The organism is Leucobacter shiyiweii (assembly GCF_052446065.1).
Classification (GTDB): domain Bacteria; phylum Actinomycetota; class Actinomycetes; order Actinomycetales; family Microbacteriaceae; genus Leucobacter.
The window spans coordinates 45,660-71,425 of the sequence record NZ_CM127080.1 but is presented as its reverse complement, the minus strand read 5'-3'; the positions used below and the strand labels follow the sequence as shown (position 1 = coordinate 71,425).

24 protein-coding genes, 1 tRNA gene and 1 riboswitch are annotated in these 25,766 nt (G+C 63.6%); of the genes, 18 read left to right on the top strand and 7 right to left on the bottom strand.

The window, feature by feature from the left end:
* Nucleotides 1–34: 34 nt before the first annotated feature.
* Nucleotides 35–1,003 (bottom strand): flavin reductase, encoded by a 969-nt coding sequence (locus ACTNFJ_RS00315; RefSeq protein ID WP_435906777.1) that lies wholly within the window; start codon nucleotides 1,001–1,003, stop codon nucleotides 35–37.
* Nucleotides 1,004–1,132: 129 nt separating this feature from the next.
* Here ACTNFJ_RS00315 and ACTNFJ_RS00310 point away from each other — a divergent pair, with 129 nt between their 5' ends.
* The 14 genes from ACTNFJ_RS00310 to ACTNFJ_RS00245 all read left to right on the top strand — a co-directional run bounded on the left by ACTNFJ_RS00310 (nucleotide 1,133) and on the right by ACTNFJ_RS00245 (nucleotide 15,516).
* Entirely contained in the window at nucleotides 1,133–1,828 is a 696-nt protein-coding gene (locus ACTNFJ_RS00310) for a GntR family transcriptional regulator (protein ID WP_435906778.1), read from the top strand.
* Nucleotides 1,829–1,866: 38 nt separating this feature from the next.
* A complete protein-coding gene (locus ACTNFJ_RS00305) occupies nucleotides 1,867–2,535 on the top strand; it encodes an amino acid synthesis family protein (protein ID WP_435906779.1) in 669 nt (222 codons plus the stop codon).
* A complete protein-coding gene (locus ACTNFJ_RS00300) occupies nucleotides 2,532–3,095 on the top strand; it encodes an amino acid synthesis family protein (RefSeq protein WP_435906780.1) in 564 nt (187 codons plus the stop codon). The genes ACTNFJ_RS00305 and ACTNFJ_RS00300 overlap by 4 nt, the downstream gene beginning before the upstream one ends.
* Nucleotides 3,096–3,104: 9 nt before the next feature.
* Nucleotides 3,105–3,863 carry an alpha/beta fold hydrolase gene (locus ACTNFJ_RS00295; protein WP_435906781.1) on the top strand — a complete coding sequence of 253 codons (759 nt, stop codon included), beginning with the start codon at nucleotides 3,105–3,107 and terminating at the stop codon, nucleotides 3,861–3,863.
* Nucleotides 3,856–5,340 carry an aldehyde dehydrogenase gene (locus ACTNFJ_RS00290; protein WP_435906782.1) on the top strand — a complete coding sequence of 495 codons (1,485 nt, stop codon included), beginning with the start codon at nucleotides 3,856–3,858 and terminating at the stop codon, nucleotides 5,338–5,340. Before ACTNFJ_RS00295 ends, ACTNFJ_RS00290 begins: the two co-directional genes overlap by 8 nt.
* A 5-nt stretch (nucleotides 5,341–5,345) precedes the next feature.
* Complete coding sequence (locus ACTNFJ_RS00285) at nucleotides 5,346–5,573, top strand: tautomerase family protein (protein ID WP_435906783.1); 228 nt, start codon at nucleotides 5,346–5,348, stop codon at nucleotides 5,571–5,573.
* 10 nt (nucleotides 5,574–5,583) lie between these two features.
* On the top strand, nucleotides 5,584–6,639 hold the full coding sequence (locus ACTNFJ_RS00280; RefSeq protein ID WP_435906784.1) for an LLM class flavin-dependent oxidoreductase: 1,056 nt from the start codon (nucleotides 5,584–5,586) through the stop codon (nucleotides 6,637–6,639).
* Between the two features lie 37 nt (nucleotides 6,640–6,676).
* A riboswitch (FMN riboswitch) is annotated at nucleotides 6,677–6,823 on the top strand.
* A 35-nt stretch (nucleotides 6,824–6,858) separates the two neighbouring features.
* On the top strand, nucleotides 6,859–8,124 hold the full coding sequence (locus tag ACTNFJ_RS00275) for a bifunctional diaminohydroxyphosphoribosylaminopyrimidine deaminase/5-amino-6-(5-phosphoribosylamino)uracil reductase RibD (protein ID WP_435906898.1): 1,266 nt from the start codon (nucleotides 6,859–6,861) through the stop codon (nucleotides 8,122–8,124).
* Nucleotides 8,124–8,774 (top strand): riboflavin synthase, encoded by a 651-nt coding sequence (locus ACTNFJ_RS00270; RefSeq protein ID WP_435906785.1) that lies wholly within the window; start codon nucleotides 8,124–8,126, stop codon nucleotides 8,772–8,774. The genes ACTNFJ_RS00275 and ACTNFJ_RS00270 overlap by 1 nt, the downstream gene beginning before the upstream one ends.
* A gap of 10 nt (nucleotides 8,775–8,784) precedes the next feature.
* Complete coding sequence (gene ribA, locus ACTNFJ_RS00265; RefSeq protein ID WP_435906786.1) at nucleotides 8,785–10,065, top strand: GTP cyclohydrolase II; 1,281 nt, start codon at nucleotides 8,785–8,787, stop codon at nucleotides 10,063–10,065.
* Nucleotides 10,062–10,568: a 6,7-dimethyl-8-ribityllumazine synthase gene (gene ribH, locus ACTNFJ_RS00260; protein WP_435906787.1), complete on the top strand. Its 507-nt coding sequence runs from the start codon at nucleotides 10,062–10,064 to the stop codon at nucleotides 10,566–10,568. The genes ribA and ribH overlap by 4 nt, the downstream gene beginning before the upstream one ends.
* A gap of 345 nt (nucleotides 10,569–10,913) precedes the next feature.
* Nucleotides 10,914–12,827 (top strand): FAD-dependent monooxygenase, encoded by a 1,914-nt coding sequence (locus tag ACTNFJ_RS00255; protein WP_435906788.1) that lies wholly within the window; start codon nucleotides 10,914–10,916, stop codon nucleotides 12,825–12,827.
* 23 nt (nucleotides 12,828–12,850) lie between these two features.
* Nucleotides 12,851–13,381 carry a MarR family winged helix-turn-helix transcriptional regulator gene (locus ACTNFJ_RS00250; protein ID WP_435906789.1) on the top strand — a complete coding sequence of 177 codons (531 nt, stop codon included), beginning with the start codon at nucleotides 12,851–12,853 and terminating at the stop codon, nucleotides 13,379–13,381.
* A gap of 170 nt (nucleotides 13,382–13,551) precedes the next feature.
* Nucleotides 13,552–15,516 carry an ABC transporter ATP-binding protein gene (locus tag ACTNFJ_RS00245; RefSeq protein WP_435906790.1) on the top strand — a complete coding sequence of 655 codons (1,965 nt, stop codon included), beginning with the start codon at nucleotides 13,552–13,554 and terminating at the stop codon, nucleotides 15,514–15,516.
* On the opposite strand, the gene ACTNFJ_RS00240 is transcribed toward ACTNFJ_RS00245, so the two are convergent.
* The 4 genes from ACTNFJ_RS00240 to ACTNFJ_RS00225 are packed head-to-tail and all read right to left on the bottom strand — an operon-like array spanning nucleotide 15,513 to nucleotide 20,084.
* Nucleotides 15,513–16,142: a hypothetical protein gene (locus ACTNFJ_RS00240; protein ID WP_435906791.1), complete on the bottom strand. Its 630-nt coding sequence runs from the start codon at nucleotides 16,140–16,142 to the stop codon at nucleotides 15,513–15,515. The two genes, ACTNFJ_RS00245 and ACTNFJ_RS00240, sit on opposite strands and share 4 nt — an antisense overlap.
* Nucleotides 16,143–16,147: 5 nt before the next feature.
* The gene (locus tag ACTNFJ_RS00235; RefSeq protein WP_435906792.1) at nucleotides 16,148–17,800 is read right to left on the bottom strand and encodes a polysaccharide deacetylase family protein; all 1,653 of its coding nucleotides are present in this window, start codon (nucleotides 17,798–17,800) and stop codon (nucleotides 16,148–16,150) included.
* 44 nt (nucleotides 17,801–17,844) lie between these two features.
* Nucleotides 17,845–19,005, bottom strand: coding sequence for an acyltransferase family protein (locus tag ACTNFJ_RS00230; RefSeq protein WP_435906793.1), 1,161 nt, complete (start codon nucleotides 19,003–19,005; stop codon nucleotides 17,845–17,847).
* 20 nt (nucleotides 19,006–19,025) lie between these two features.
* Complete coding sequence (locus tag ACTNFJ_RS00225) at nucleotides 19,026–20,084, bottom strand: biliverdin-producing heme oxygenase (protein ID WP_435906794.1); 1,059 nt, start codon at nucleotides 20,082–20,084, stop codon at nucleotides 19,026–19,028.
* 118 nt (nucleotides 20,085–20,202) lie between these two features.
* Between ACTNFJ_RS00225 and ACTNFJ_RS00220 the strand changes: the two genes are divergently transcribed.
* The 4 genes from ACTNFJ_RS00220 to ACTNFJ_RS00205 all read left to right on the top strand — a co-directional run bounded on the left by ACTNFJ_RS00220 (nucleotide 20,203) and on the right by ACTNFJ_RS00205 (nucleotide 23,665).
* On the top strand, nucleotides 20,203–21,555 hold the full coding sequence (locus ACTNFJ_RS00220) for a serine hydrolase domain-containing protein (protein WP_435906795.1): 1,353 nt from the start codon (nucleotides 20,203–20,205) through the stop codon (nucleotides 21,553–21,555).
* Between the two features lie 48 nt (nucleotides 21,556–21,603).
* A tRNA-Gly gene (locus ACTNFJ_RS00215) sits at nucleotides 21,604–21,677 on the top strand.
* Nucleotides 21,678–21,728: 51 nt separating this feature from the next.
* Nucleotides 21,729–22,751: an MBL fold metallo-hydrolase gene (locus tag ACTNFJ_RS00210; protein ID WP_435906796.1), complete on the top strand. Its 1,023-nt coding sequence runs from the start codon at nucleotides 21,729–21,731 to the stop codon at nucleotides 22,749–22,751.
* A 26-nt stretch (nucleotides 22,752–22,777) separates the two neighbouring features.
* Nucleotides 22,778–23,665, top strand: coding sequence for an exodeoxyribonuclease III (locus ACTNFJ_RS00205; protein ID WP_435906797.1), 888 nt, complete (start codon nucleotides 22,778–22,780; stop codon nucleotides 23,663–23,665).
* Nucleotides 23,666–23,677: 12 nt separating this feature from the next.
* On the opposite strand, the gene ACTNFJ_RS00200 is transcribed toward ACTNFJ_RS00205, so the two are convergent.
* Together ACTNFJ_RS00200 and ACTNFJ_RS00195 are read right to left on the bottom strand one after the other, a co-directional pair.
* The gene (locus ACTNFJ_RS00200; RefSeq protein WP_435906798.1) at nucleotides 23,678–24,799 is read right to left on the bottom strand and encodes an ABC transporter permease; all 1,122 of its coding nucleotides are present in this window, start codon (nucleotides 24,797–24,799) and stop codon (nucleotides 23,678–23,680) included.
* Entirely contained in the window at nucleotides 24,796–25,746 is a 951-nt protein-coding gene (locus tag ACTNFJ_RS00195) for an ABC transporter ATP-binding protein (RefSeq protein ID WP_435906799.1), read from the bottom strand. The genes ACTNFJ_RS00200 and ACTNFJ_RS00195 overlap by 4 nt, the downstream gene beginning before the upstream one ends.
* Between the last annotated feature and the right edge of the window lie 20 nt (nucleotides 25,747–25,766).

Here is a 25,766-nt window from a genome sequence, read left to right as displayed (position 1 = left end):
TGCTCCACTTCGTTGTGTAGGTAAGTTGCGGTAGTCAGGCGGGCGTGGGTAGTTGGTCGAGGTGTTCACTATCGAAGAACTGGCCGGCCTTATAGATCATTGGAGCTGCATCTGCGAGCTCTGCATGCGTGACCCTGGCAATGAAGACGGTGTGGGTCTTTGCCTGGAACCGTTCTTTGATTTCTGCTTCGATTGACGCCGCGGAACCCTCGATCAAGGGGCTGCCCCCGGGTGCCGCGTGCCAGTCCACGTTGGCAAACTTGTCATCGCCCTTCGAAGCGAACACGCCGACCGTGTCACGTTGTTTGTTGCTCATGATGTTGATGCCCAGATACCTCGACTTGAAGAGTGACGAGTAGGTTGAGGTGGTTTTCTGGACACAGATCAGCACGAGGGGTGGCTCGAGTGAGATAGAGGCGTACGAGTTGGCGGCCAGACCGCGCGGCTTCCCGTCGCTATCGATCGTTGTAACCACAGTGACTCCGGTGATGAATTGCCGGTTGAAGCCCTTAAGCGCTTCGAGGCTCGGCACTCCGCTCAGGTCGTCAACCAAGACGTTCGAGTTGTCAGATTCGAATGCCGATCGCAAGGATGGAACACCAAGATCGGTAAGGAGTTCGCTCTGATCCCAGGTGACGCGCTCACGCACGATCTTTCCTTCTCGGAGCTCGATTTGGTTCGAGCCGCGGGTTCTCACACGGACGCCAGTTGCTGGAACGCCCTGAAGATCGTTCGTGAACGTTCCCTCCGAGCGCCAGAAGAGTGCGGCCGAGTGACCGTCCTCATCCAGAATGATCCGGTCTATCGTGGTCACCAAATCGGGAAATGCTTCCCTCGTCGCCAGTATCTCCAGTTTCAATGCGGCCGCATCAGTAACTCTCCCTGTTCGTGTGCTTTCTCGGCGGAAGTCGCTGTGAAGAATCGCATCGAAGACCTCGATCTCTCCGTGGTCCCACGCGGCGTGCCATGCGTTCGCTATAGAGCTTTTGATGTTGTGTTGCATGCATCGAATACTAGGCACAACTCATCAACCACGTCAACATATGCTCGAAGACTCCACGTTTTTCAATGAGTTTCTGGGTTAATCCCGCCGCTCCTTGCGCTACGCTTTGGATCGAGGTAGGTTTGTTGCATGCAAGAGAATCTCATTCGGCACTATTCACCAACGACGATGGTTCCTTCCGTATCGCTACTCGATCGCCTTCGCAGGCTCGTTGTGAGCGGGGCTGTCGCGCCGGGAGACCTGCTTGCGGAGACTGCACTCGCGGAAGAATTCGATGTCAGTCGAACGCCGATACGTGAGGCACTCAAGCAGCTTGAGCGCGAAGGTCTCGTGGAGATCCGCCCCCGTGTCGGCACGTTCGTTCGCAAACCTACGGCGCGAGAGATCTTTGAACTCTTTCAGCTCAAGGAGTCACTTGAAGGACTTGCTGCGAGCCTGCTTGCCCAGCGAGGGGATGTGCCTGAACTACGCAGCCTGATTCACAATGTGGAGAGCGAAAGCGCTGCCGTTCGCGCAGGCGATCAAGCAGCATATGCAGCGTTAGTGCACGACTTTCACGAGACACTCGTGGCCGGAGCCGACAACCAGAAGCTCTCTGAACACTACGAGTTACTCATGAATCAACTTGCCTACCATCGGATCGTGAAACAAACCCTGAGTCTTCCCGGAAGGCTCACCCATTCGCTGAGTGAGCACGCGCAGATCCTCGAGGCCATCCAGTCGAAGGATCCGCTGGCTGCCGAACTCGCCACGCGCCGGCACGTCGCCCTCACTCGACAGTCCGCAACCCTCGCCGCAAATGAAGGATCAGACAGCGACGGCTGACGCATTTCGGCGCCAAACCAAAGTTGCCAGGAGCATCAATGAATTATTCAATTAGGAACACACCGCAAGCGGTCGACCTCAGCACTCGATCCACCCTGAACGGTTACGGCGATATTGCGGCCGCAGTAGGTCTGCGCAAGATCTCCACGCAGCAAGAGGAGCTTCCGAGAGAAGGCTCAGCTCCAATCGTGCGCGCGACCGCGACCGCCGTCATTCGGAATCCTTGGCTGGGAACAGACAACCATGCTGACCTTCAGCTAGCTACTCAGCGCGTTGCACCCGTTCTCGCGAAGCTCTTGACCGACAGGCTTCTCGACGCTCTCGGGGGAGCGGATTCGGTTGAAGCCTTTGGTAAGGCGGCGTTTGTGGGCATAAGCGGCCAGCTTGAACACGCCGCCGCACTGGTACACACACCCTACTTCGGCAACCTCGTGAGGGAGGCGCTCGGCGGCACCTCTATTATCTGCTTCGTAGACGGTCGGGCCGAAGCCGGCGAACTCGTGCGAATCCCGATGTGGCACAAGACCGCAGCCGCGACTCGCAGCCACTACCAAACCGTCGAAGCTCACCTCTCTGACGCGCCCCACCCTGACGAAATCGCCATCATTGCGGCCGCCTCAACGGGGCCGCGACCGTTCGCACGCATTGGCGACCGCACAACCGACCAGCCCGTCACGTCAGCCATCCTCAAGGAGATCGCACTGTGAGTTCCCATATCTTTACCTACCGCAAACTCTTCACCCTCGTCGAAGAGACCGCATATGAGGGCGGCGAGCCTGTCAATCCCATCGCGCGAGTCGCCATCGTCGGCGCCGTGTTCGACAATCCATGGGCAGGGCAGGGTTTTGTCAAAGACCTCCTTCCGGGGATCAACGCCGTCGCCTCTCAGCTCGGCGCGTTGCTCGCACCTCGCGTCATGGAAGCGCTCGGGGCGCCCCTCGAGGCGTACGGCAAGGCGGCGATCATCGGGCTCAACGGAGAGATCGAGCACGGCTCAGGCTTGATCCACAATCTCAACTTTGGTGACCACTTCCGAAATGCCGCGCAAGCTACTACCCTGCTCCCGGCAGTAGAGAAGCGGGGTCCCGCCGGGATCATCTTCGATATCCCGCTCAAGCATTTCACCGACATGACTATTCGCTCACACCACCAGTCTGTCGAGACTCGCGTGTCAGATGCGCCGCATCCCGACGAGATTCTCGTGGCACTGGCCGGGGCAGCACAGGGCCGCCCGCAACAGCGCCTCGCTGCACTCGGGCAGGATTAAGGCCCGGCCATGCCCAACCTCCAACCTCAAGTCGTACTGTTACACGGGGTCGGCCTCGACCACACCATGTGGGCCCAGGTCACTGAGCGACTTCGGGCAGCGGGGCACGAGTGCATTGCGCTTGATCTCCCGGGGCACGGCGGGCAACCGCCTTTGCGCCAGACGCAGACCCTCGCATCGCTCTCAGATGACGTGCTCACCCGGCTTCCCGAAGGCAAGATCCACCTCGTTGGCTTCTCTCTTGGGGCTCTCATTGCACAACACATCGCGCGCTATTCACCCGAGCGAGTCGTCACCCTCACCTGCGTAAGTTCCGTCTGTTTACGTACGCCGGAGGAAGCAGAGAAAGTCGAACATCGACTCGCGACCGCCGGAGACAATTTCGCCGGTGGCGTCGACGCATCAATCGAGCGCTGGTTTCCAGCAGACTCCACCACCGTGTCGCCCGACATCATCGAGGCGACACGGAAGACGCTCCTCGCCAATGACACAGAGTCCTACCTGCACGCATACGCGGTATTCGCCCGCGAAGACCGCGTGATCGGTTCTGAACTGCAGCAGATACGCACGCCATCTCTTGCGATCACAGGGGAACTCGACCCTGGCTCCACTCCCGAAATGTCGGAACGGCTCGGGCGGGCGATCCCGAACTGCCGTGTGCAAATTATTCCCGGCACTCACCACATGATGCCGGTTGAGGACGCGCCCGGACTCGCAACCGCCATCACCGCGTTCATTGACGAATCGGAAGGACATCAGAATGGCTGAACGCCTCAACCACTTCATCGACGGCAAGCGAACTGCGCCGTCCGACGGAAGATATTTCGAAAGCACCAATCCGGCAACACTGGAGGTGCTCTACGAAGCTGCCCGCGGCAACGCTGAAGACGTGGATCGAGCGGTGGCCTCCGCCAGGAAAGCATTTGAAGCATCAGCCTGGAGTCGGCTCACCGCAACCCAGCGCGGGCACCTGCTTCGACGCCTCGGCGACCTCATTGGAGAACACGCAGACGACCTGGCGCTCTCAGAGAGCCTCGACAATGGCAAGCTTCTGCGCGAGATGCGGGGGCAGATGCGCGCGCTGCCCGAGTACTACTACTATTACGCTGGCCTCGCGGACAAAATCCAGGGCACTCAGATCCCAGCAACCTCGTTAGAGATTCTCAACTACACCCAGTGGGAGCCGCTAGGAGTCGTGGGTGCCATTACTCCGTGGAATTCACCGCTCACCCTCACCACCTCCAAAATTGCCCCCGCTCTCGCAGCGGGAAACACCGTGGTGATCAAACCGAGCGAATACACCTCCCGCACTGTTCTCAGGCTGGCTGAACTCGCTGACGAAGCCGGATTCCCCGCCGGAGTCGTGAACGTTGTGACCGGTTTCGGCATCGAGGCGGGGGCCCCGCTCGTGAGTCACCCCTCACTTGCCAAGATTTCATTCACTGGGTCGACTGCCACCGGTTCGCGCATCGCGTCTGAAGCAGCTGCGCGTTTCATTGGCTGCACTCTCGAGTTGGGTGGGAAAAGCCCAAATATCGTGTTTGACGACGCCAATATTGCGAACGCTTCGATGGGCGTGGTCGCCGGAATCTTCGCAGCCGCAGGACAAACCTGCATCGCTGGCAGCCGCGTTTTCGCCCATGCGAGCGTCTTCGACGAGTTGGTCGAACGCGTCACAGCACGGGCACGTTCGATTCGCATTGGTGATCCACTGCACAACGACACGGAGCTGGGACCGTTGGCCTTCGCAGATCAACTCGAGAAGGTCGATTCATACGTGAAGTTGGGTGCAACCGAGGGGGCAACCGTTCACGCCGGAGGGAAGCAACCTGAAGGTCTCGAACTGCCCGGCTATTTTTACTCCCCGACCGTGCTCACCGATGTCAATAATGATATGCGGGTCGTGCGCGAGGAGATCTTCGGCCCGGTTGCCGCGATCATGCCGTTTGAAACTGAACACGAGCTGGTCGCTCTCGCCAACGACACCGAGTACGGGCTCGCGGCTGGCGTCTGGACACAGAACCTCGCCCGAGCGCATCGCCTCGCTCGCCGCATCGACGCTGGCACCATCTGGGTAAACACCTACCGCGCCATGTCGCCCATGTCACCTCGCCAAGGGTTCAAGAGCTCTGGCGTAGGGATCGAACACGGCATTCAGTCAATGTACGAGTACTCGCGACTGAAGAGTGTCTGGATCAACACCGACGAGGGGCCCGTCAGTGATCCGTTTGTGATGCGGGGCTAGCAGTCATGCCTCTCATCGACATCTCGATCGCACGCGGCCGAACCGCGGAAGAGCTGCGCGCATTCATAGATGCGGTGCACCATGCTGCCGAAACCACCGTCGGCGCCGCACCCGAAAACATCACCGTGATCTTGCGAGAAATTGAGCACGAGCACTGGTCGCGCACCAATCTCACCATCGCCGAGCGCGCCGCCGCAGCCAAGGCACAACACACGACATCTCCCCCGAACTAAGGAGCACACCATGCGTTTCTCACTCTTCATTCACATGGAGCGCTACGACGATTCAATCTCCGCCCAAGAGCACTGGAGCAACCTCGTCGAGCTCACCCTCATAGCCGAGGCTGGCGGATTCAGTACGGTGTGGATCGGCGAGCACCACTCGATGGAATACACCGCATCCCCCAACCCGATACCGCAACTCGCGTATCTCGCCGCTCGCACCTCAACGATCCGCCTCGGTGCAGGCACCGTTATCGCACCGTTCTGGAACCCCATTCGCACGGCAGGCGAGATCGCGCTGCTCGATGTGATCAGTGGCGGTCGTGCGGAGCTCGGTGTTGCCCGAGGCGCCTACCAGTTCGAATTTGATCGCCTCGCCGGTGGTATGCCCGCCACTGACGGGGGGAAGGCCATGAATGAAATCGTTCAGACGGTCAACCACCTCTGGTCTGGTGACTACGCGTTCGAGGGCGAGGTGTTCCAGTTCCCCACGTCCACCAGCGTGCCAAAGCCAGTGCAGAAGAACCCTCCGGTATGGGTCGCCGCTCGCAGCCAGGAGTCACACGATTTCGCGGTGGCTCATGGGTGCAACGTTATGGTGACTCCGCTGATGAAAGGCGACGAAGAGGTAGCCGATCTGGTCAACAAGTTCGAGACCGCCATCGCAGGGCACCCCGAAGCCGAGAAACGCCCCGACATCATGGTCTTGCGGCACACCTACGTACACGCCGAGGCGGAGCCGGAAGGCTGGAAGATTGGTGCCGCCGCCGTCAACAAGTTCTATCGCACCTTTGACGCGTGGTTCGGCAATAAGACGACGCCGGTGAATGGATTCCTCGACCCGAGCCCGGAAGAGAAATTCAGCGAGCGCCCCGAATTCGAACTCGAATCACTGCACCGCACAGCGATGATCGGCACTCCAGAGGAAGTCATCGAGCGTCTGCGCCACTACGAGGCGCTCGGAGTGACCGAGTACAGCTTCTGGAGCGACAACTCGCTGAGCCACGAAGAAAAGAAGCGCTCGCTTCAACTGTTCTGCGATCACGTGGTGCCCACCTTCTCTGGTGCTGCCGACTAATCAGGAATAGTCCGGGTGGAAACGCGTTATTGTAAGGAGTGTGTTCCGGGGTCGGTGAGAATCCGAACCGGCGGTGACAGTCCGCGAGCTTCGCACCTGCGAGGTTGAACCGGTGAAATTCCGGTACCGACGGTGATGTGTGGTGGCGAAGCCACTGCGCTAGTCCGGATGAGAGGAACGCAGGAGTCCGGCTTCCGGGCTACCCTGCTCACCCCCGGCATGCTCCGGGAGAAGCCAGTGCTTGATCGCGAGTTGCTTGACGACGCAATGCGCCGTGCGCTCACGCTCGCCCGTCGCAGCCCCGCGGGTGATCCCAACCCGCAGGTGGGATGCGTGCTGCTCGACCCCGATGGCCGAATCGTTGCCGAAGGTTGGCACCGCGGAGCGGGCACCCCGCACGCCGAAGTCGACGCGCTCGCCCAGCTTCCTGCTGAGTGGCGGGGGCGGATGGATGAACTCACCGCCATAGTGACCCTCGAGCCCTGCAACCACACCGGTCGCACCGGGCCCTGCGCGGGCGCGCTTGCTTCAGCCGGGATCGGCGCCGTCGCCTACGGCACGAGCGACCCGGGTGAAGACGCCGGCGGCGGTGCAGAAACGCTGCGTGCGGCAGGCGTCGAGGTGCTCGGCGGAGTGCGCGAGTCCGAGGCTCGCACCGTGATCACGCCGTGGCTCGAATTACAGGCGCTTGCGGCGCACACGCCATCGAACCCGATCTCGATACAACCACGTGACACCGCACACGATGCCGATCGCTCGAATATGAGTCGGACCCCTAGGCCATTTGTCACCGTGAAGTGGGCCCAGACCCTTGACGGCCGCGCCGCCGCCGCGGATGGCTCAAGCCAGTGGATCACTGGCCCGGAGGCCCGGGCCGACGTGCACCTGCGCCGCGCCCAAGCCGACGCGATCCTCGTCGGCACCGGCACGTTGCTCGCCGACGACCCTTCTCTTACCGCGCGCGGGGCCAAGAGGACCGAGAGCGAATGCTCCAACATACACAGCCCCGCAGCGTCCGACGCCCCCGACGGACTCCTCGTGCCGGCCTCCGAGCAGCCCTTCCCGGTGGTGCTCGGACGGCGTGCGATTCCCGCCGACGCGCGGGTGCACCAACACCCAGCGCTCGCGGCGCGCGGGCTCGCCGCACCGATCCACTATGACGGAACGGACCTCGCGGCGCACCTTGCAGACCTCGCGACCCGCGGCGTAGAAAGCGTGTTCGTCGAGGGCGGTCCGACTGTCGCGAGCGCGTTTCTCGCCGCCGGACTTGTCGACGAGGTGCTCGTCTACCTCGCCCCGGCGCTTCTGGGAGGCCCTCGCCTCGCGATCCACGATCTCGGCATCGACTCAATGCCGGGCATTCTCAGGCTGCCGCACACCGAGGTAGTTCGACTCGGTGACGACCTGCTGATCATTGCCTCCCCGGTCCACCGCGCCACGGACGCGCCCGCGGCTTCCGCCACACCCCAACGCAAGGAGTACTGATGTTCACCGGACTCATTGAAGAAATTGGCGAAATCGTCGCCGTGACACCCGTGGGTGATTCGCTTCGCCTCACGGTAAAGGGTCCGAAGGTGACCGAGGATGCCGGGCACGGCGACTCGATCCAGGTCTCGGGCGTGTGCCTGACCGTGATCGAGCAGGGCACGGCAGCTGACGGCTCTGGCACCTTCACGGCAGACGTGATGGCGCAGTCGATCCACATGTCTACGCTTGGCGCATTGCAGCCCGGTGATCAGGTCAATCTCGAGCGCGCAGCCCGCGTCGACAGTCGTCTCGGCGGGCACATTGTGCAGGGTCACGTCGACGGTACCGCTGAGCTCCTCTCCGCCACCCCCGGCGACGCCTGGCGGGTGCTGCGCTTTGCCCTGCCCCGCGAGCTCGCGCCGCTGCTCGTTGATAAGGGTTCGGTGACGCTCTCGGGAGTTTCACTCACGATCTCACACATCTCGGACGAAGCTGCTGCTGAGCCGTGGTTCGAGGTATCGCTCATCCCCGAAACTCTCGCCGCGACCACCCTCGGACTCCTCGAGCCCGGCGACCGCGTCAATCTCGAGACTGACATTCTTGCCCGCCACGTTGCCCGCATGCTGCGCTTCGGCACAGCCGGAGCCGCTGACCAGACCAACGACTAAGGACCAACAGATGACTACTCCAGGTATGACCACCATCGACCTTGCGATCGCTGCCATCAAGGCCGGACGGCCCGTGATCGTCGCCGACGATGAGGATCGCGAAAATGAAGGCGATGTAATTCTTTCTGCCGCGCTTGCCACTCCCGAGTGGGTCGCGTGGACGGTGCGCTGGTCATCGGGCCTGCTCTGCGCGCCGATGTCGAACGAAATTGCCGACCAGCTCGATCTGCCCATGATGGTGGAGCGCAACGAGGATGTACGCGGTACGGCATATACAGTGACGGTGGATGCCGCCGAAGGCGTGACGACCGGAATCAGTGCGAGTGATCGCACCACCACGCTGAAAGCACTCGCGAATCCCAACGCAGTTCCCTCCGACGTGCGTCGGCCTGGGCACGTGCTGCCGTTGCGCGCGGTCAACGGGGGCGTACGCGCTCGCGCGGGACATACCGAGGCAGCGGTTGAGCTGATGCGGCTCGCCGGCTTGCGCGAGGTCGCGATGATCGCCGAGATCGTGGCAGATGACGGCGACATGATGCGTCTTCCCGAGCTCATCGAGCTGGGTGCGGTCGAAGGCGTACCGGTGATCACCATCGAGCAGCTCATCGCATACCTCAATGAGCATGATCCGCACGGGGTGCCCGCTTTGCCGACCAGCCACCGCCAGGTCAGCCTGCGCGCCGACACGCTGGTTCCGACCGAGCACGGCCTGTTTCGTATGCGCGCCTACCGCGATCGCCGCAGCGGGGTGGATCACGTCGCCCTCATCGCCGCCGGCGACGGCGTGGCCGATCTGGGCGACGACTCGCTCGTGCGAGTGCACTCTGAGTGCATTACCGGTGAGGCATTTGGCTCGCTCAAGTGCGAGTGCGGGCCGCAGCTACAGGCATCGATGGATCTCGTGAACGAGCGCGGCGGAATGATCGTCTACCTGCGCGGGCAGGAGGGGCGTGGCATCGGCCTCGCGAACAAGCTGCGCGCTTACCAACTGCAGGAGTCGGGCGTTGACACGCTCGACGCGAACCTGCAGCTTGGTCTTCCCGCCGACGCTCGCGACTACACCGCCGCCGCCGAGATTATCGCTGATCTCGGGCTCAAGAGCGTGCGGTTGCTCACCAACAATCCCGAGAAGGTCTCGCAGCTCGAAGATTACGGCGTGCGCGTCAGCGAGCGCGTACCGCTGTATGTCGGCGTGACCCTCGAGAATGAGCAGTACCTGCGCACCAAGCGCGATCGCATGGGCCACAGTCTGCCCGACGACGTATCTCACAAGAATGGAGTCAGCGCATGAGCGGCCACGGAGCACCCAACCTTTCGGTCGACGCGACGGGGCTGCGCGTCGCCGTGATCGCTGGAAGCTGGCACACGGAAGTAATGCAGGGACTGATTCAGGGCGCTCACAAGACGATTGTCGCCGCAAAGGCGGATCACACACTGTTCCATGTGGCCGGCGCGTTTGAGCTGCCGCTCGCCGCGCAGGCCGCCCTGACCGAGGGCGGGTTTGATGTCGCCGTGTGCCTCGGCGTGATCATCCGGGGCGGAACCCCGCACTTCGAGTTCGTGTCGAACTCGGTGACCGACGGGCTCACCCGGGTGCAGCTCGACACCGGGAAGCCCGTAGGTTTCGGGGTGCTCACCACCGACACCGAGCAGCAGGCGCTTCACCGCGCAGGTCTTGATGGGTCCGGAGAGTCAAAGGGTGTGGAGGCAGCGGAGGCGGCACTGCACTCAGCGGTCTTGACACGGAAGATTCGCACTCAGGGGCCCACGATGAAGCTGGTGCCCGGAGCCTAGGGCTCAAATCGGCTGGACGGGCGCGCAGGGTTCAGGTGACGTGAACCCTGCGCGCCCGTCCAGTTGAGCGTGGTCACGATCCTTCGAGCATTCTCACGAGATGTCCAACGTTCTTACGTCCAGACGAGCAGGCGCACTCCTGGACTGACACCCACACGTCCGACCGCGCAGGCGCATTCCTGCACACTTTTCTTGCATTAGTTGGTGCACCAACGATAGTCTGTGATTCGGCTCTACGTCGGTTCTCGGTGGTGAGGCTCAGTAAGAGCACTCGCATACTCGCTCGTATACGCACCAGCACCCGCGTATCCATACGCACCCGCACCTGACCAAAGGAGTCCAGCCGTGCAGTTCTACCGTGACGGATATCGCCCCGGCGATCCCGACATTCAGCCCGCCGCACCCGAAGCACTCGCTCGCACCCGCGAACTGCCCGATGAAATCGATGTGCTCATCGTGGGGACGGGCCCGGCTGGTACAGTGCTCGCCGCGCAACTCGCCGAGTTCCCTGAGATCAACACGCGAATCATCGAGCGTCGCGAGAGTCCGCTCGAACTTGGGCATGCCGACGGCGTCGCGTGCCGCACGGTAGAGATGTTTGGGGCGTTTGGTCTTGCCGAAGCACTCATGCGTGAGGCCTATTGGGTGAACGAGGTCCGCTTCTGGGGCCCTTCAGACAACGACCGTTCGAAGATCACCCGCACCGGCTGGGTAGAAGACACTCCCGAAGAGCTGAGTGAGTTTCCGCACGTCATCGTGAACCAGGCTCGGATGCAGCAGTATCTGCTCGACTACGCGGCAAAATCGTCGAGCAGGCTAGAGACCAACTACGGGATCGAGTTTGTCGAGCTGAGCGTCGGCGAAGGGGATTACCCAGTCACCGTAGAGCTCAAGCACCTCACAGGGAAACATGCCGGTGAAGTGTCCACCGTCCGCTGCAAGTACGTGGTGGGCTGCGACGGTGCCCGCAGCGGTGTTCGTCGCTCGATCGGGCGCGAGCTTCACGGTGATGCCGCGAACCACGCGTGGGGTGTTATGGATGTACTCGCCAACACTGATTTCCCTGACTGGCGCACGAAGAACGTGATCCAGTCAGCGGGCAAGGGTAGCCTCCTAATGATTCCACGCGAGGGCGGCAGCATGGTTCGCATCTACGTGGATCTGGGCGAGGTGCCTGCAGGCGACCGGGAGATTCGCAAGACCAACGCCGAGCAACTGACCGCTGTGGCGAACGACATTTTGCATCCGTACTCCATCGATGTGCGCTCGGTCGCCTGGTCCTCGGTGTACGAAGTCGGTCAGCGCGTAACCGACAAGTTCGACGACGTGCCACAGGATGACACCACCGGGCGTCTCCCCCACGTCTTCATCGCGGGCGACGCCTGCCACACGCACTCTGCGAAGGCCGGTCAGGGCATGAATGTCTCGATGATGGACACCTTTAACCTGGGTTGGAAGCTGGCGGCCGTGCTTCGCGGGCGATCGGAGCCCTCACTCCTCCACAGTTATTCGGCCGAACGGCAGAGCGTCGCGCAAGATCTCATCGATTTCGATCGGGAATGGTCGGCCTTTATCGCGCAGCCCACCGTTGACCCCGAACACCCCGAGCTCGGGGGTGTCACGGCGAGTGAAATGCGCGATCAGTTCGCCAGGCAAGGGCGATACACCGCTGGCATGGCCACGAAGTACACGCCGTCAGCGCTGACCGGCGACGATTCGCACCAGGCCCTCGCCACAGGCTTCGAGATTGGTACGCGATTCCACTCGGCCCCCGTGGTTCGGGTCGCCGATGCCAAACGCATGGAGTTGGGACACGCGCACCGAGCCGATGGACGGTGGCGTATCTACGCGTTTGGCGACACCGACGGAACGGCGCTGCGGGAGTTCGCGCACTGGCTCAGCGAGTCTCCTGACGCGCCCACGCAGCGCTTCCGAGCGGCCGACGAAGATATCGACAGCGTGCTCGACGTGCACGCGATCTTCCGCAGCGGGCATCACGAGGTAGACCTGCGCGAGGTACCCGAGATCCTCCTCCCCCACTCCGGGCCGTTCCAACTGCAGGATTGGGAGAAGGTCTGGGCCGTCGATGCCAAAAGCGCTGACATCTTCGCGGCACGCGGGGTCTCTGAGTGCGGTGCAGTCGTGATCGTGCGCCCCGACCAGTACGTCGCACACGTACTCCCGCTGACCGTCCGCGAAGAGCTCACCGAGTTCTTCGGCGGCGTCTACCTTCCCCGCCAGACTGCTGTTGTACGTTGAGTGGTGTGTTGACTGGTGCGTTGATGGATGAAACTGCGGGCGAGAATGGCGTTGAGGCGGCCAATGCGATTGCTGGCGAGGCAGCCGGCGTGATTATCGGCGGGATCCAAGATGCACACGAGCCGCATGCCCACGTCGGCTTCCTCATCCGTCGCGCGCAGCAACTGCATGTCGCAGTGTGGGCGCGGGTGGTATCGACCGAAGTGTCCAGCGTGCAGTACTCGATCCTCGTCACGCTGCACCGTCTCGGCGACGCGAGCCAGCGGGAGCTCTGCGACGAAGCCGGACTCGATCGCTCGACTATCGCGGAGATTCTGCGAAGGATGGAGCGCGACGGTCTGGTCGAGCGTCAACGTTCGGCCGAGGATGCGAGGCGCAACTCCGTCCGACTGACCACGCTCGGGCTGGCTGAGCGTAGGCGACTGAAGCCCCTCGTGCTGAAGGTTCAGCAGGAGCTCACCGCTGGCCTGAACGCCGCAGAACGGGCTCAGCTTGAACTCAGCCTCAATCGTTTACTCGATTCACCCGGGCCTCTTAGCGGGACTGAAAGCTAGCCGCACCCGCATCGGGTCGCCCATGGCGCAGGGTTCAGATGACGTGAACCCTGCGCGAGTGTCACCCTCAGAGAGTGACACTGGTGGCTCAGGCAGCAACACCGGTGCACAAAGAACTGCGTGGGAGCCGCAGCAGGCACGTGTCAGGTCGACCGGATACCCTGACACCCGTGCAAGAAGACTCAAAACCCGCGCGAAGCCGCGCCGCCAGACGCTCGACAGCATCATCCGGACCGACGGGGCCGCGCGCGTCGTTGAGGCAACTTCTTCCCTACCTGTTTGAACAGCGCGGCCTCCTCGCACTGGCCCTCGCGCTCGGCGTCATCGGCGCGGCCGCCTCCCTCGCGCAGCCGATTCTGCTCGGCGAGGTTATTGGGCGCGTGCAGGTTGCAGAGCCGCTCGGCGTCCTGCTCTGGATTCTCACTGCCCTCATTGTGGTCAGCGCGCTTCTCAGCGGCATTCAACACTACGTGCTGCAACGCATGGGTGAGGGCGTGGTCCTCGCTTCGCGACGATCCCTGATCGGCAAGATCCTGCACCTTCCCATCAGTGAGTTCGATCGCCGCCGCACGGGCGATCTCGTCTCGCGCATCGGCAGCGATACCACCCTGCTGCGTGCGGTGCTCACCCAGGGCCTCGTCGAGGCGGTGAGCGGCCTCCTCGTATTCTTCGGTGCGCTGATCGGCATGCTCGTGATCGATCCGCTGCTCTTCGCGATTACCTTCTCGGTCATTCTCGTCGCCCTAGTCATTGTGGTGATGGTGTCTTCGCGGATCCGCCCGGCTGTCTCGCGGGCGCAAGAAAAGGTGGGCGACCTCGCCGCCCAGATTGACCGTTCGGTGTCCTCAATCCGCACGATTCGAGCTGCGGGTGCTGCAAGGCGCGAGCAGGCCTCCACCGAGCGAGAGGCCGAGGAAGCCTACGTGCTGGGGCTGAAGGTCGCGAAGATTTCGGCCTTCATCGTGCCCGTATCGTTCCTCGCTCTGCAGCTCTCGTTTCTCGTGGTGCTGGGCCTCGGCGGGTTCCGCGTCGCCACCGGCGCGATCACCATCGCCCAGCTGATTACCTTCATCGTGTTCCTCTTCCTCATGATCGCTCCACTCGGGCAGGCTTTCGGCGCGATCTCGGCGATCAACCAGGCGCTCGGCGCGCTCGGCCGTATCCAAGAGATCTCCTCGCTCGAGACCGAGACCGCACGCGATGCGGAGCGTTCCCCGCTTGGGCGCACGGTGCCGCTTGCGGAAGCGGTACGCGAGGACGCTCCGGCGATCCGCTTCGAGCAGGTGCACTTCACCTACCGCTCGGCGGCACCCGAGCGCGTCGATGCCCGCGAGCTCGTACGTGGTTCGGGTCGCGGTGGCCGGCGCGCAATAGAATCAGCGCCGACTGAAATCGTTGAGACTACCGTGCTGCACGGGGTGACTTTCGATGTTCCACGTGGAACGCGCGTCGCGCTCGTCGGCCCATCCGGCGCCGGCAAGTCGACCATCCTCGGGCTCATTGAGCGCTTCTACGACCCCGACTCGGGCAGCGTCTCATTGCAGGGGGCGGATCTGCGCACCCTCGATCGGCTCGAACTGCGAGCGCAGCTCGGCTATGTCGAACAGGACGCTCCGGTGCTCGCCGGCACCCTGCGTGAGAATCTCCTGCTCGGCGCCCCCGAGGCGACCGACGCGGAGTGCGAACAGGTGTTGCGCGCCGTAAACCTGGGGGCGCTGCTCGACCGTTCGGCGGCGAACGCCGGCCTCTCCAACGGGCTCGACGCGCAGGTCGGCGAGCGCGGACTGATGCTCTCGGGCGGCGAGAAGCAGCGCCTCGCGATCGCGCGCGCACTGCTCACCGCCCCGCCGATCCTTCTTCTCGACGAGTCGACCGCGAGCCTCGACGGGGTGAACGAGCGCCTCATGCGCGAGGCGCTCGACTCGGTCGCGACCGGCCGTACGCTTGTCGTTATCGCGCACCGTCTGTCCACCGTCGTCGATTCAGACCTCATCATCGTGCTCGATGGCGGCCGGGTTGTTGGCGAGGGTACCCACGAAGAACTGGTCAAAACGGTGCCCCTGTACCGCGAGCTCGCGCAGCATCAGTTGCTCGTGCCGGAGGATACCCCGGGGATTGGGGAAGATTCCGTTTAGCCCGCGGGCCGAGTCACCGTTTCGAGCAGCGCACCGAGCGCGGGCCGATAGTCGACGAGGTCGCCCTCCGGGTTGACCTCAGCCTCGACCAGCAGGTCGGTGTCGCCCAGCTCGACGACCGCGGTGAACTCCGTGTCGCCGATGACGTGCTGCACACGCGCACCGTTTGCGAGCGTTTCGGTGCGCAGTGGATCGCCGGCAGCGCCAGCGAGGTCGAGCCTTTCGCGGGCTTCGGCGGCCCTCGCGACGCCGATCTCTACGACGAGCACCCGGTCGGGCGAATGCAGCAGCAGCCCGCCGTGAACCTGCGGCGTGATCCACCAGCCCGTGTCTGGGGTCACCGCGGCCAGCGCACCGGAGGTCGACATCTCGGTGTCGGCACCGGCACGGAAGGCGGCACCGAGGTCGAGGCCGGTACCCGTGTACTCACTCACCCCGAATGCGCGCAGCCCATCGGCCTCCTGGCTCGCAAGCCCCGCCCGCACGCTGGGCGCGAGCAACACCCACCCCGCGAGGGCGCTGCAGGCAAGGAGCAGCACCGAGAGCACGAGAAGGGCCCAGAATCGGGTTCCCTTGCCGCGGGCGGGTGCTGGTGGATCCAGGTGGCGCTGTGCGTCTGCCATCATCGAGCTCACCCTCGCCTCACGATCGCGTTGGGCGCGGTGCCCCCGAAGAGTTCGCTCACGGTCACCGGTTCAAAGCCGCGGTTCTGCAAGCCGGCGATGATGTCACCGGCCGCGTTCACCGTGTCGGCGTGGGTGTCGTGAAACAAGATGATGTGGCCGGGCTGGGCGGGGAGCACCGCGCGTTCGAAAAGTGCGGACTGCCCCGGCTTCTGCCAGTCGTTCGTGTCGATCGTCCACAGCACGGAGGGCATGTCGATCGCGGTCTGCGTTTCGGCGTTGATCGCACCGTACGGGGGCCGATACGTCTCCACCGGCTGACCTGAAAGCTGCCGCAGCAGCGCGGCCGCATCGTGCACCTGAGCTCGGGCTTCCGCGCCCGGGATCTTCGTCAGGGTCTTGTGGTTCATGGTGTGGCTGCCGATCTCGTGCCCTTCGGCCGCCACTCGCGCCACGATGTCGGGTTTGCCCGCAGCGGTGCCGCCGATCATGAAGAAGGTCGCGGCCGCGTGATGTGCGGCCAGGGTGTCAAGCAGCTCGGCGGTGAATCCCGAGGGTCCGTCGTCGTAGGTGAGTGCCACGCAGGGCAACAGCGCGCAGTCGACGGTCATGCGCGCACCAGCAGCCGTGAGCCCCACGAAGGGCTGCCCCGCGGCGGCCAGCAGCGCCCGCCTCTGATCGCTCGCCCACCCGTCAGCGATTGCCGCGTCGACCTGCAGCACGGTCTGGACGGTGGTCGGGCCAGCACCGATGCCCTCGAGCTCCGGCGAGGTGAGGCCCGCCGGCAGCGTGACCAGCAGCCCGCCGTCTGCCGGGTGCGCGGCCGACGCGAGCGCCTCCGCGGCGAGGGCCAGTTGTGTGGCGTCGGGTGCCGCCAGGGGCGCGGTGCTGAGCGCCCCGGCCTGCCGACGCAGAAGCTCACTCGCCGCGACCCAGAGCTCGGCGGGTGCTTCCTCGCGCCACTCCTGCACGCCCTCGGTCATGTCACCGGTGCTCACGTCGAGGTACAGAGTCTGCAGTGCGTCACTGGTGATGTCCGCGGCGCTCCCGGTTACGGTGCGCAGCACAAGCACCAGGGTGGTTCCGAAGGCGCCAGTCACCTCGCAGGTGATCGCAGTGCCCGCGCCTCCCACCGGCCCGGTCTCTGGCCGGCTCAGCACCTCGGCCGCAGGCCAAGCGGCCGAACCTGCCACACACCCCCGGTCGGCGAGCCCCGCGTCGACCGGGTGCACTTCGGGCGAGTACGGCTGCCCCGACGCGCCGATCGCCGCCCAGATGAGCCGATCCACGTGTTCATTGAAGGCGGGCACGCCGGGCACGTACACAAACCGGGCCGCAAGATCCAGCGCATCGCTGCGCAGCCGGTGCGGGGCAAGCCCCAGTTCGGCGGCGTCGAACGAACGGGCATCATCCACAAGCGCGAACGACTCGGTCGCGGCTGTCGTGTCGTCTCGAATGAGTGGATCCGCGCCCGCTTGCGCGAGCGTCACCCCTGCGGTCACAGCCGACTCGGGGACTGTCGGTGGCCGCCACCCTACAACGGGCTCGGCCGCGCAGGCGCTCAGCGCTACGGCGAACGCCAGGGTTCCTACCAGCGAGAGGAGCACGGCGCGCGAGCGAGCAGGGCGCACACGTGAGCGCTGAGCGAGCCGGCTCGCCATCGCCCCCCCTTCCGCCAGGCGCCATCGCCTGGATCAGTTCGAGATTACCGCGCGACCTCTCGCGAGAAGAGCCATTCGAGCCTCGGTTCGATCACAGGACGGAAGAGTCTCGAAACCCATGCCATCGAGAGCACCGCGGCGAGTGCGACGCCGAACGCGATGAGGGCGACTGCGCCGGGTACCCCGAATGAGCCGATCCACTCAGCCGCGCCACTGCCACGCAGAACCCACACGATAGGGCCGTGCAGCAGGTAGACGTACAGCGTACGGGCGCCCCACACCGTGATGATGCTGTGCCCGCGCGGCACGATGAGCAGCACCGCAAACGTCATGGCGGCGGCGATACCGAGTAGCACGAGCCGCACCCCCGACCCGCCGAGCGCGACCGTCCACCACTCGGTGGGGGCCCAGCCCGCGATCGGGGCGCGCGCAAACAGCCACGCGTAATCATCACGCCAGGTGAGCCAGGTGTCAATACGCCAGATTTCCCGTAGGCCGGGTAGCGCGGCGAACACGGCGGCGATGACGGCGAGCAGCGCCCAGGCCGAGACCCGCACGGCGCGGGCGGGCCGCATGAACCAGTCGCCACGGAACCAGCCGCGATCTACCCCCAACCAAGCCGCGACAAAGAACGGGAGGAAACAGAGCGTTCGCGAGGCAGAGAACTGCGTGCCGATTGCGGGGCTGAGCCCAGCCACAAGCGCAACGGCGACCGAAAAAATGAGCGGATGTCTGAGCCTCGCGATGTACGGGAGCACAATACGCATGGTTGCCAGCGTCACGAGAAACCACAGGGTCCAGGCAGGCGCGACGAGCCATGTTTCGGGCAGCCCCCGCCCGTCGACTACGAAATGCAATAGAGCCCAGATGGCTTCCCACAGCAGCCACGTCACCAAGAGTTGCACGGTGGATCGCGCCGCCTTCGGCGTCGCCTCTGGCTTCGCGAATAATCCGGACAGCGCGATCATCGCGGGCATGTGAAACAGGTAGATGATGGCGTAGGTCGCGAAGCCGAAGGCGGTTTCGGTGCGCACCGTCGAGATGGCGTGGCCAGCGACCACGAGCACGATCAGGATGAAACGGGCGTTGTCCCAGAGCGCGACGCGCGCTTTGGGTAGTGCGGCACCTGCCGGAGGCGCAGCCACACCCTCGGGCGCGGCTGACGGGGTCGACGCAGTCGCAGAGGTGCCAGGTGCTGAACTCACGACTTCAGCGTAAGGGTTGTTCAGACCGTGGCGCCCCGCGCCTTGTCCAGGTCAATGAAGGTTTCGGTGTTGAAGCGGTAGGCCGCACGCACCTCGGCGACAACCCGCTCTCGCTCTTCTTCGCCCAGCCGCGCACCCATGTGGTTCAGCGCTTCGCGGTACGTCTGCTTGAACGCCGGGATCGGTCCGAGTTCGGAGAAATCGTAGAACGCGATGCCGGCGCGATCGAATCCGTGCTGCTTCGCGACAAGCTTCGCGATCATTTGCCCACCCGAGAGATCGCCGAGGTAACGGGTGTAGTGCTGCGCAACGAGTCCGGGCAACCACGGCTCGTCTCCGAGTGCGGTGATGCGATCGGCATAGGCCTGCGTCGCAGGAACCGCCTGAATCTTCTCGCGCCAGTCGGCACCGATGAGGAACTCAAGGTCTTCAATGAGCGCCGGCAGGCGCACGAGCGCGGGCGGATGGAACGCCGCGAAATCGGGATCTGCGGCGAGCTTCTCAGATGCCGCTTCAAGCGCCTCGTAGACGAAGTAGTGCTGAGCGACCAGCGCAGTGTATTCCTCGATGCCTGATCGACCGCGCATGATGTCTTCCATGTAGGTCGACCCCTCGCTGTCGGAGTGGTCGCCCCAGGTCGCCTCGCGAATCGCTTGTGCGAATGAACCGTCGCTATCCGAAGTCGTCGCGGCATGCGGATGACCGCCGGCGTGCGCGGGTGCGTGCTCACCGTGCGGGTGTCCGCCTGCGTGCACACCGTCGGTAGCAGGTTCGGGGGCATGCTCCTCGCGAGGGGTGACACCTAGCTTCTCGCACGCTGACTTGTAGAGAACGACAACCTCGCGTCGAATTTCAGGGCGCTCGCTGATTGGCCCCCCGGGCCAGGGCACGGTGAGTTCGCTCTCGCCGCTCGCATCGGTCACGCGCCACTGCCCACCCGCTCCGTCCAACCCCACCATCACGCTGGCGGTCGCCTCTGGGCGGCCAAATGCGCGCGCAATGAGCAGGTTGTCTTCTGGATGATCGCCGTTCATGTGGTCAACTACGGCAGTAATCACGGAGGCTTCGAAATCAGTCACCATCACATCGTAGTGAAAAGTAGCACAATCTACACCATTCATCTGATGAATCGCCTCTGAGGCGCTCCGCTGCGCCCAACGGACTCTCGGCATCAGGAAGGTAGACTCGCGATGTCTTATGCCCACTGAAGTGATCGGCGGTTCCGTGGTATCGAAGCTCGAGCGACGCGCTCGCATCGCAGCCCTGTCTCTGCTCACGGTGGCGGCTCTCGGGCTCACCGCCTGCACCAGCAACGGGTCAGCCTCGAGTGAAGCGGAAGTCAGCACGGTTGACGCGGGGCTCGCGAGCCTCATCGACGAAGCAGTGAACTCCGCCATGCAGCAAAGTGGATCCACCGGGGCCATTGTCGGAGTGTGGACGGGGAGCGCGGGCGACTACGTTCAAGCCTACGGCGAGGCGCCCTCGGCGAATGCGCCGATTCGCGGCGCCCAGGCCACGCAGCCAGTGATGTGCGCACTGCTGCTGGAACTTGTCGCCGACGGAGTCGTGACACTTGACCGCGAGGTATCTGCCGACGTTTCGCGCCAAGTCGGCATTGAAGGCATCACCTACGGGCAGCTCTGCACCGCGCAATCCGGTCTCGCTGATTACAAAGGCCGAATTGGCGACATCTTCGTGAACAACCCCACGCGTCCGTGGAGCGACCGCGAGTTGCTTTCCTACGGCTTGGCGCATTCCCCGTTGTCGTGGCCGGGGCTCGATGTCCATCCAAGTGATACCGACGCCTTGCTTTTGGGGCGTGCGCTCAGGCAGGTAACCGGCACCTCGATTCCCGAACTTCTCGAGACGCATGTATTTGGCAAGGCGAACATGCCCTCGAGCTACTATCCGGGGGACGTGCTCTCAAGCGGCGAGCTTCCGTCAGGCGGGCTCACCGGCCTCACCTACCCAGCAGCGGGTGGGGTTCCCCAGTGCGAGGTCGGCCCGATTGAAGTCACAGAGGTCTCACCCTCGATGCTGGGCACCGCGGGCGCCACCGTCACGACCGTGACCGACCTGAAGAACTTTTATGCGAGCTACCTCGGTGGCCAGCTCGGTGGATCCGAAAGTGCCGGCGTCATCACGGAGGTACGCTCAACGACCAACCCCATTCGCAACGAAGCTGGAGAGCCCGTAGGTGAGGGCGAAGAAGCTGCCGCACTCATCGCGGCAGCCGAGGACCCGAACGGTCAGAAATGGGGCTTCGGATACGAAAAGGTGCAGTCGCTCTCGGGCATGAGTGGGCAAATGACGGGAACGCTCACCGCCTCGTACCACGACCCGGCAACTGGATTCTCAGTCGTTGCGGTGCTCAATAACTCAAGCATCGGAGCGAGTTTTGTGCGCACGCTGGCGTTTGAACTTGCCGCGCTCTCGGCAGAAGCTGGCGTGGGCCCGGCTGTGACCTGGTCCTCCGCCGATTTCGCCGCCGCCCGTGCGGGAGCCGCAATCTGCCAGCCCGCCCCGGAGGAGGCGGCACCTGTCGAGTAGCGCGTTTCTGCTAGGCTAGACAGGTCGAGATTTCAGGAATCTCGCCCCGGGGATGTAGTTCAATGGTAGAACTTCAGCTTCCCAAGCTGATAGCGCGGGTTCGATTCCCGTCATCCCCTCCACTGTGTGGCCAGGCCGATTTCATCGGTTCGTGCCCGGAGGAGGATCCCCCAATGCTGCAGCCAACAAGTAGCGTGCGGCGTGCGGCGGAGTCTCAGGGCACACTGCCCGAACCCGAGGAACTTTCCGACGGGATCTGGTCATTCGCGGTGCCCATGGACAGCCAAGGTATCCCCTTTAGTCTTTGCTACGCCATCGAGGACTCTGCCGGAAACCTACACCTCATCGACCCTGGAACGGATTCAGACGAGAACTGGGCGCTCCTGCAGAAGAATCTGCACAGGATCGGCAGATCGGTCAGTGACGTAGAGAGCTTGGTGGCCACCCACCTGCACCCCGACCACCTCGGACTCGCGCAGCGCATACGAGCAGCATCGGGAGCGAGGCTCCTCCTGCATCGCGAAGAAGACCGGGCCGCCCGCGAACTCAATCTGGGGCTCGGCGCGGGGGACCTGGCGCGACGGGCTGAGAGCTGGGGTGTGCCAGCTGCGCACCGCAGCAGGATTGCCCATTCCCACAATTCGGCTACGCACGACTCGTTTCCGACAGCGGACCTGCTCTGCGATGCGGGAGAGATCCTGCCGGTGAGTGGGCGTGACCTCCAGGTCATCCACACGCCCGGACACACGTCTGGGCACATGTGCGTTCGAGACCGTCGAGAGCGAATCCTCTTCACTGGCGATCACGTCCTGCCCACCATCAATAGTGGCATCGGGCTCGGCGGCAGCGCCCCGACCAACCAGGTCGATGATTACCTCAGCAGCCTGGAGATCGTCGCCGAGTTTGATGATCATGTGGTGGCACCTGGCCACCAGTTCGGTTTCCGCAACCTCAAGGAACGATGCGATTCTCTTGCCGCGCATCACCTGCAGCGGACCATCCAAGTGCGCACCGCGCTGGAGCAAGCCCCTCACGCGCACATCTGGGAGCTGGCGAATCAACTCACCTGGTCTGCCGGGTGGGAGAACCTCAAGGGGTTCATGCTCATTTCAGCTCTGGCGCAAACCGAGATGCACGTCGACTTCCTGCGTTCGGGCCTTGCCGAGCGACACCTCCGGGTGCACAACATCACCTGATCCTGGCGGGGCGCTACGGTGGATCCATGCGCATTGCCACCTGGAACGTGAACTCCATCCGCACCCGTGTCGGCCGAGTAGTCGACTGGCTTATACGTGAAGACATCGATGTACTCGCGATGCAAGAAATCAAGTGCAAGCCCGAGCAGTTTCCCGTCGCCGAGTTCGAGCGTGCCGGCTACCAGCTCGAGATCCACGGACTGAATCAGTGGAACGGGGTAGCGTTCGCGAGCCGCCACGAGATGACCGAGGTGGCGCGCAGCTTCGCCGGCATGCCCGGTTTTGGAAAGCCAATCGCGGGTCAAGAGCACGTGCAGGGTGTCGGCCCAAACGACCTCCCGCTCGAGGCGCGTGCGCTTGGCGTGACCGTCGGCGACCTCAGGCTGTGGAGCCTCTACGTGCCCAACGGACGTTCGCTCGACGACCCGCACTATGCCTACAAGCTGGATTGGCTGCTCGCGCTGCGCGGAAATACAGAGCAGTGGATCGCCGAGAACCCGGACCTCCCGCTCGCGCTGATGGGCGACTGGAACATCGCTCCCCTGGCCGCCGACATGGGCGATCCTTCGTTCGTGGAGGGCCGATCCACTCATGTCTCCCCCGACGAACGCTCGCTGTTCGCCTCGTTCGAATCGACCGTCACTGACGTGGTGCGTCCGATCGTACCCGAGGGCTTTACGTTTTGGGACTACAAGGCTGGCCGCTTCCCTAAGAACGAGGGCATGCGCATTGACTTCATCATGGGCTCACCAGCGTTCGCGAGCGCGGTCACGGGTGCGGAGATCGCGCGCGACGAACGCAAGGGTGACGGACCGAGCGACCACGTTCCCGTCGTGTGCGACATCGATCCGTCGTTGCTGTTCGCGAGCTTCGAAGACGAGGACGAGGACGACCGCCCCATGATCTTCGGCTAGGGCCAACCCGGGCTAGTCAGTCTTCGCGAGGGCTTCTTTCCACGCCACGCGGCCGCCCGTGTGCAGGACGGAGTTGCTGTAGATACGAGCACCGATCCACAAGACCACCGCGATGGTGACAATCAGCACGGAGAGTGCAGCCAACGGTTCCCACCATTGTGCGGTGCCGAGGTAAAGCCTCAGGGGCATCGCGACCGGCGACGACAACGGCACGTAGCTCAGGATCTCCATTACGCGCGCGTTGTCGAAGAAAAAGATGACCAGATAGAACGGGATCATCACGAGCACCATCACCGGGCTGGTAACCGAGCCGATATCCTCCTGACGCGACACGAGCGACGCGAGCGCGGCGTACAGGGTCGCGATTAGCACGAAGCCAAAAACAAACAGAACACCAAACCATGCGAGTGCGGCGCCAAGTTCCGCAAAGAGGATCTGCTGGCCGGTCGCGAGCAGCCCGGACGCGGCGATCGCGATGATTGCGATCACCTGCCCCATAGCAAGCACCGTCATGCCGAGGATCTTGCCCGCGAGCAGCGTTCGGGCCGAGACCGTCGCGAGCAAAATTTCGACGATGCGTGTCTGCTTCTCTTCGACGACGCTCTGCGCGGTGGTCGTGCCAAACGTCATGACGCTGACGAAGAAGACCATGCCGAACGCTATCGACACGAGGTAGGCAAGGAAGAAGTTTTCAATTATGGGGTCGAGTAGCTCCACGCTAGGGGCGGTGGAGAGCGCCTGCATCAGGTCGCTCGGAGTGCTCTCAAGCGCCACCACCGTGAGGTCGATCGGCCCTTCATCACCCGGAACTACAGCGGCATCAACCTCGCCGCTCTCTACGAGTTCCTGGGCTGCGGCGCGATCCGCGACCTTGGTGACATCGAACCCAGCCAATTCGAGATTCTCGGCCGGTTCTTCTCCGACCACCGCGACCTTCGTGGGCCCACCGATGCCGCCAGATTGCGAGACGAACCCCCCGAACAACACGCCGGCGAGCACGATGAGCAGCAGAATGCCTGTCGAGATGAGAAACGCCTTGCTGCGCAGCCGCGTCGTAATTTCTCGCTCGGCGACAAGCCATGCGGCCCGTGAGGCCGTTGGGCGACGCACCACGGGGGCGATTTGAGCATTCATTTCACGACCTCCCGGAAGATTTCGGCGAGCGTGGGGGTGACTCTAGAGAACCGTTGCACGAAAGTGGATCGGCTATCGCCCTGCACCACCTGCGTGAGCACAGCCTGGGTGAGCACGGCCTGACCCGCAGCTTCGCTCTCGACGTTAAAGCGCACCCGACCACCCTCGAGGGCAGTTACCGTGACGTCAGGCATGTCTCTGACCCATTCCAAATCAATCGAGTCGCCTCGGTGGTCTCCCTGAAGCTCGCTTGAGGCTGCCAGTTCAAGCTCGTAGCTGAGGCTGGAATGCTCGCGCCGGAGCGCTTCCCGGGAACCAGCCGCGAGGATCCGCCCACCGCCGATGACCACGACGTCATCACACAACCGCTCGACGATGTCGAGCTGGTGCGAGGAGAACAACACCGGCACGCCCTGCGCCGCATAGTCGTGGAGCACGCCCATGACGGCTTCGACGGCGAGTGGATCGAGACCCGAGAACGGTTCATCGAGCACGAGAGCGATCGGGCGGTGCACTAGCGCAGCGGCGATCTGCGCACGCTGCTGGTTGCCGAGCGACAGACTTTCCAGCAGGTCGTTGGCGCGCTCAGCAAGACCCAGACGCTCAAGCAGATCATTCACTTCGGCTTTGGCTTCTGTGGCGCTGAGCCCGTGCAGTCGACCAAGATAGACGAGCTGCTCGGCGACCTTCATCTTCGGATACAGACCGCGTTCCTCAGGCATGTAGCCGATTCTTGCGCGATCGCTCGGCGTGAGCGGGGCACCGTGAAGCGTCACCTCGCCGCGGTCTGCCGCAAGCACCCCCAGGATGATCCGCATGGTCGTGGTCTTGCCAGCACCGTTGCCGCCAACGAACCCCGTCATGCGCCCGCCCGCCACCGTGAAGCTCACGTCGTCGAGAACCCGGCGCTCGCCAAAGCTCCGCGTGACACCTCTGATCTCAAGCACCCGATCTCCCCCTTCGCGCA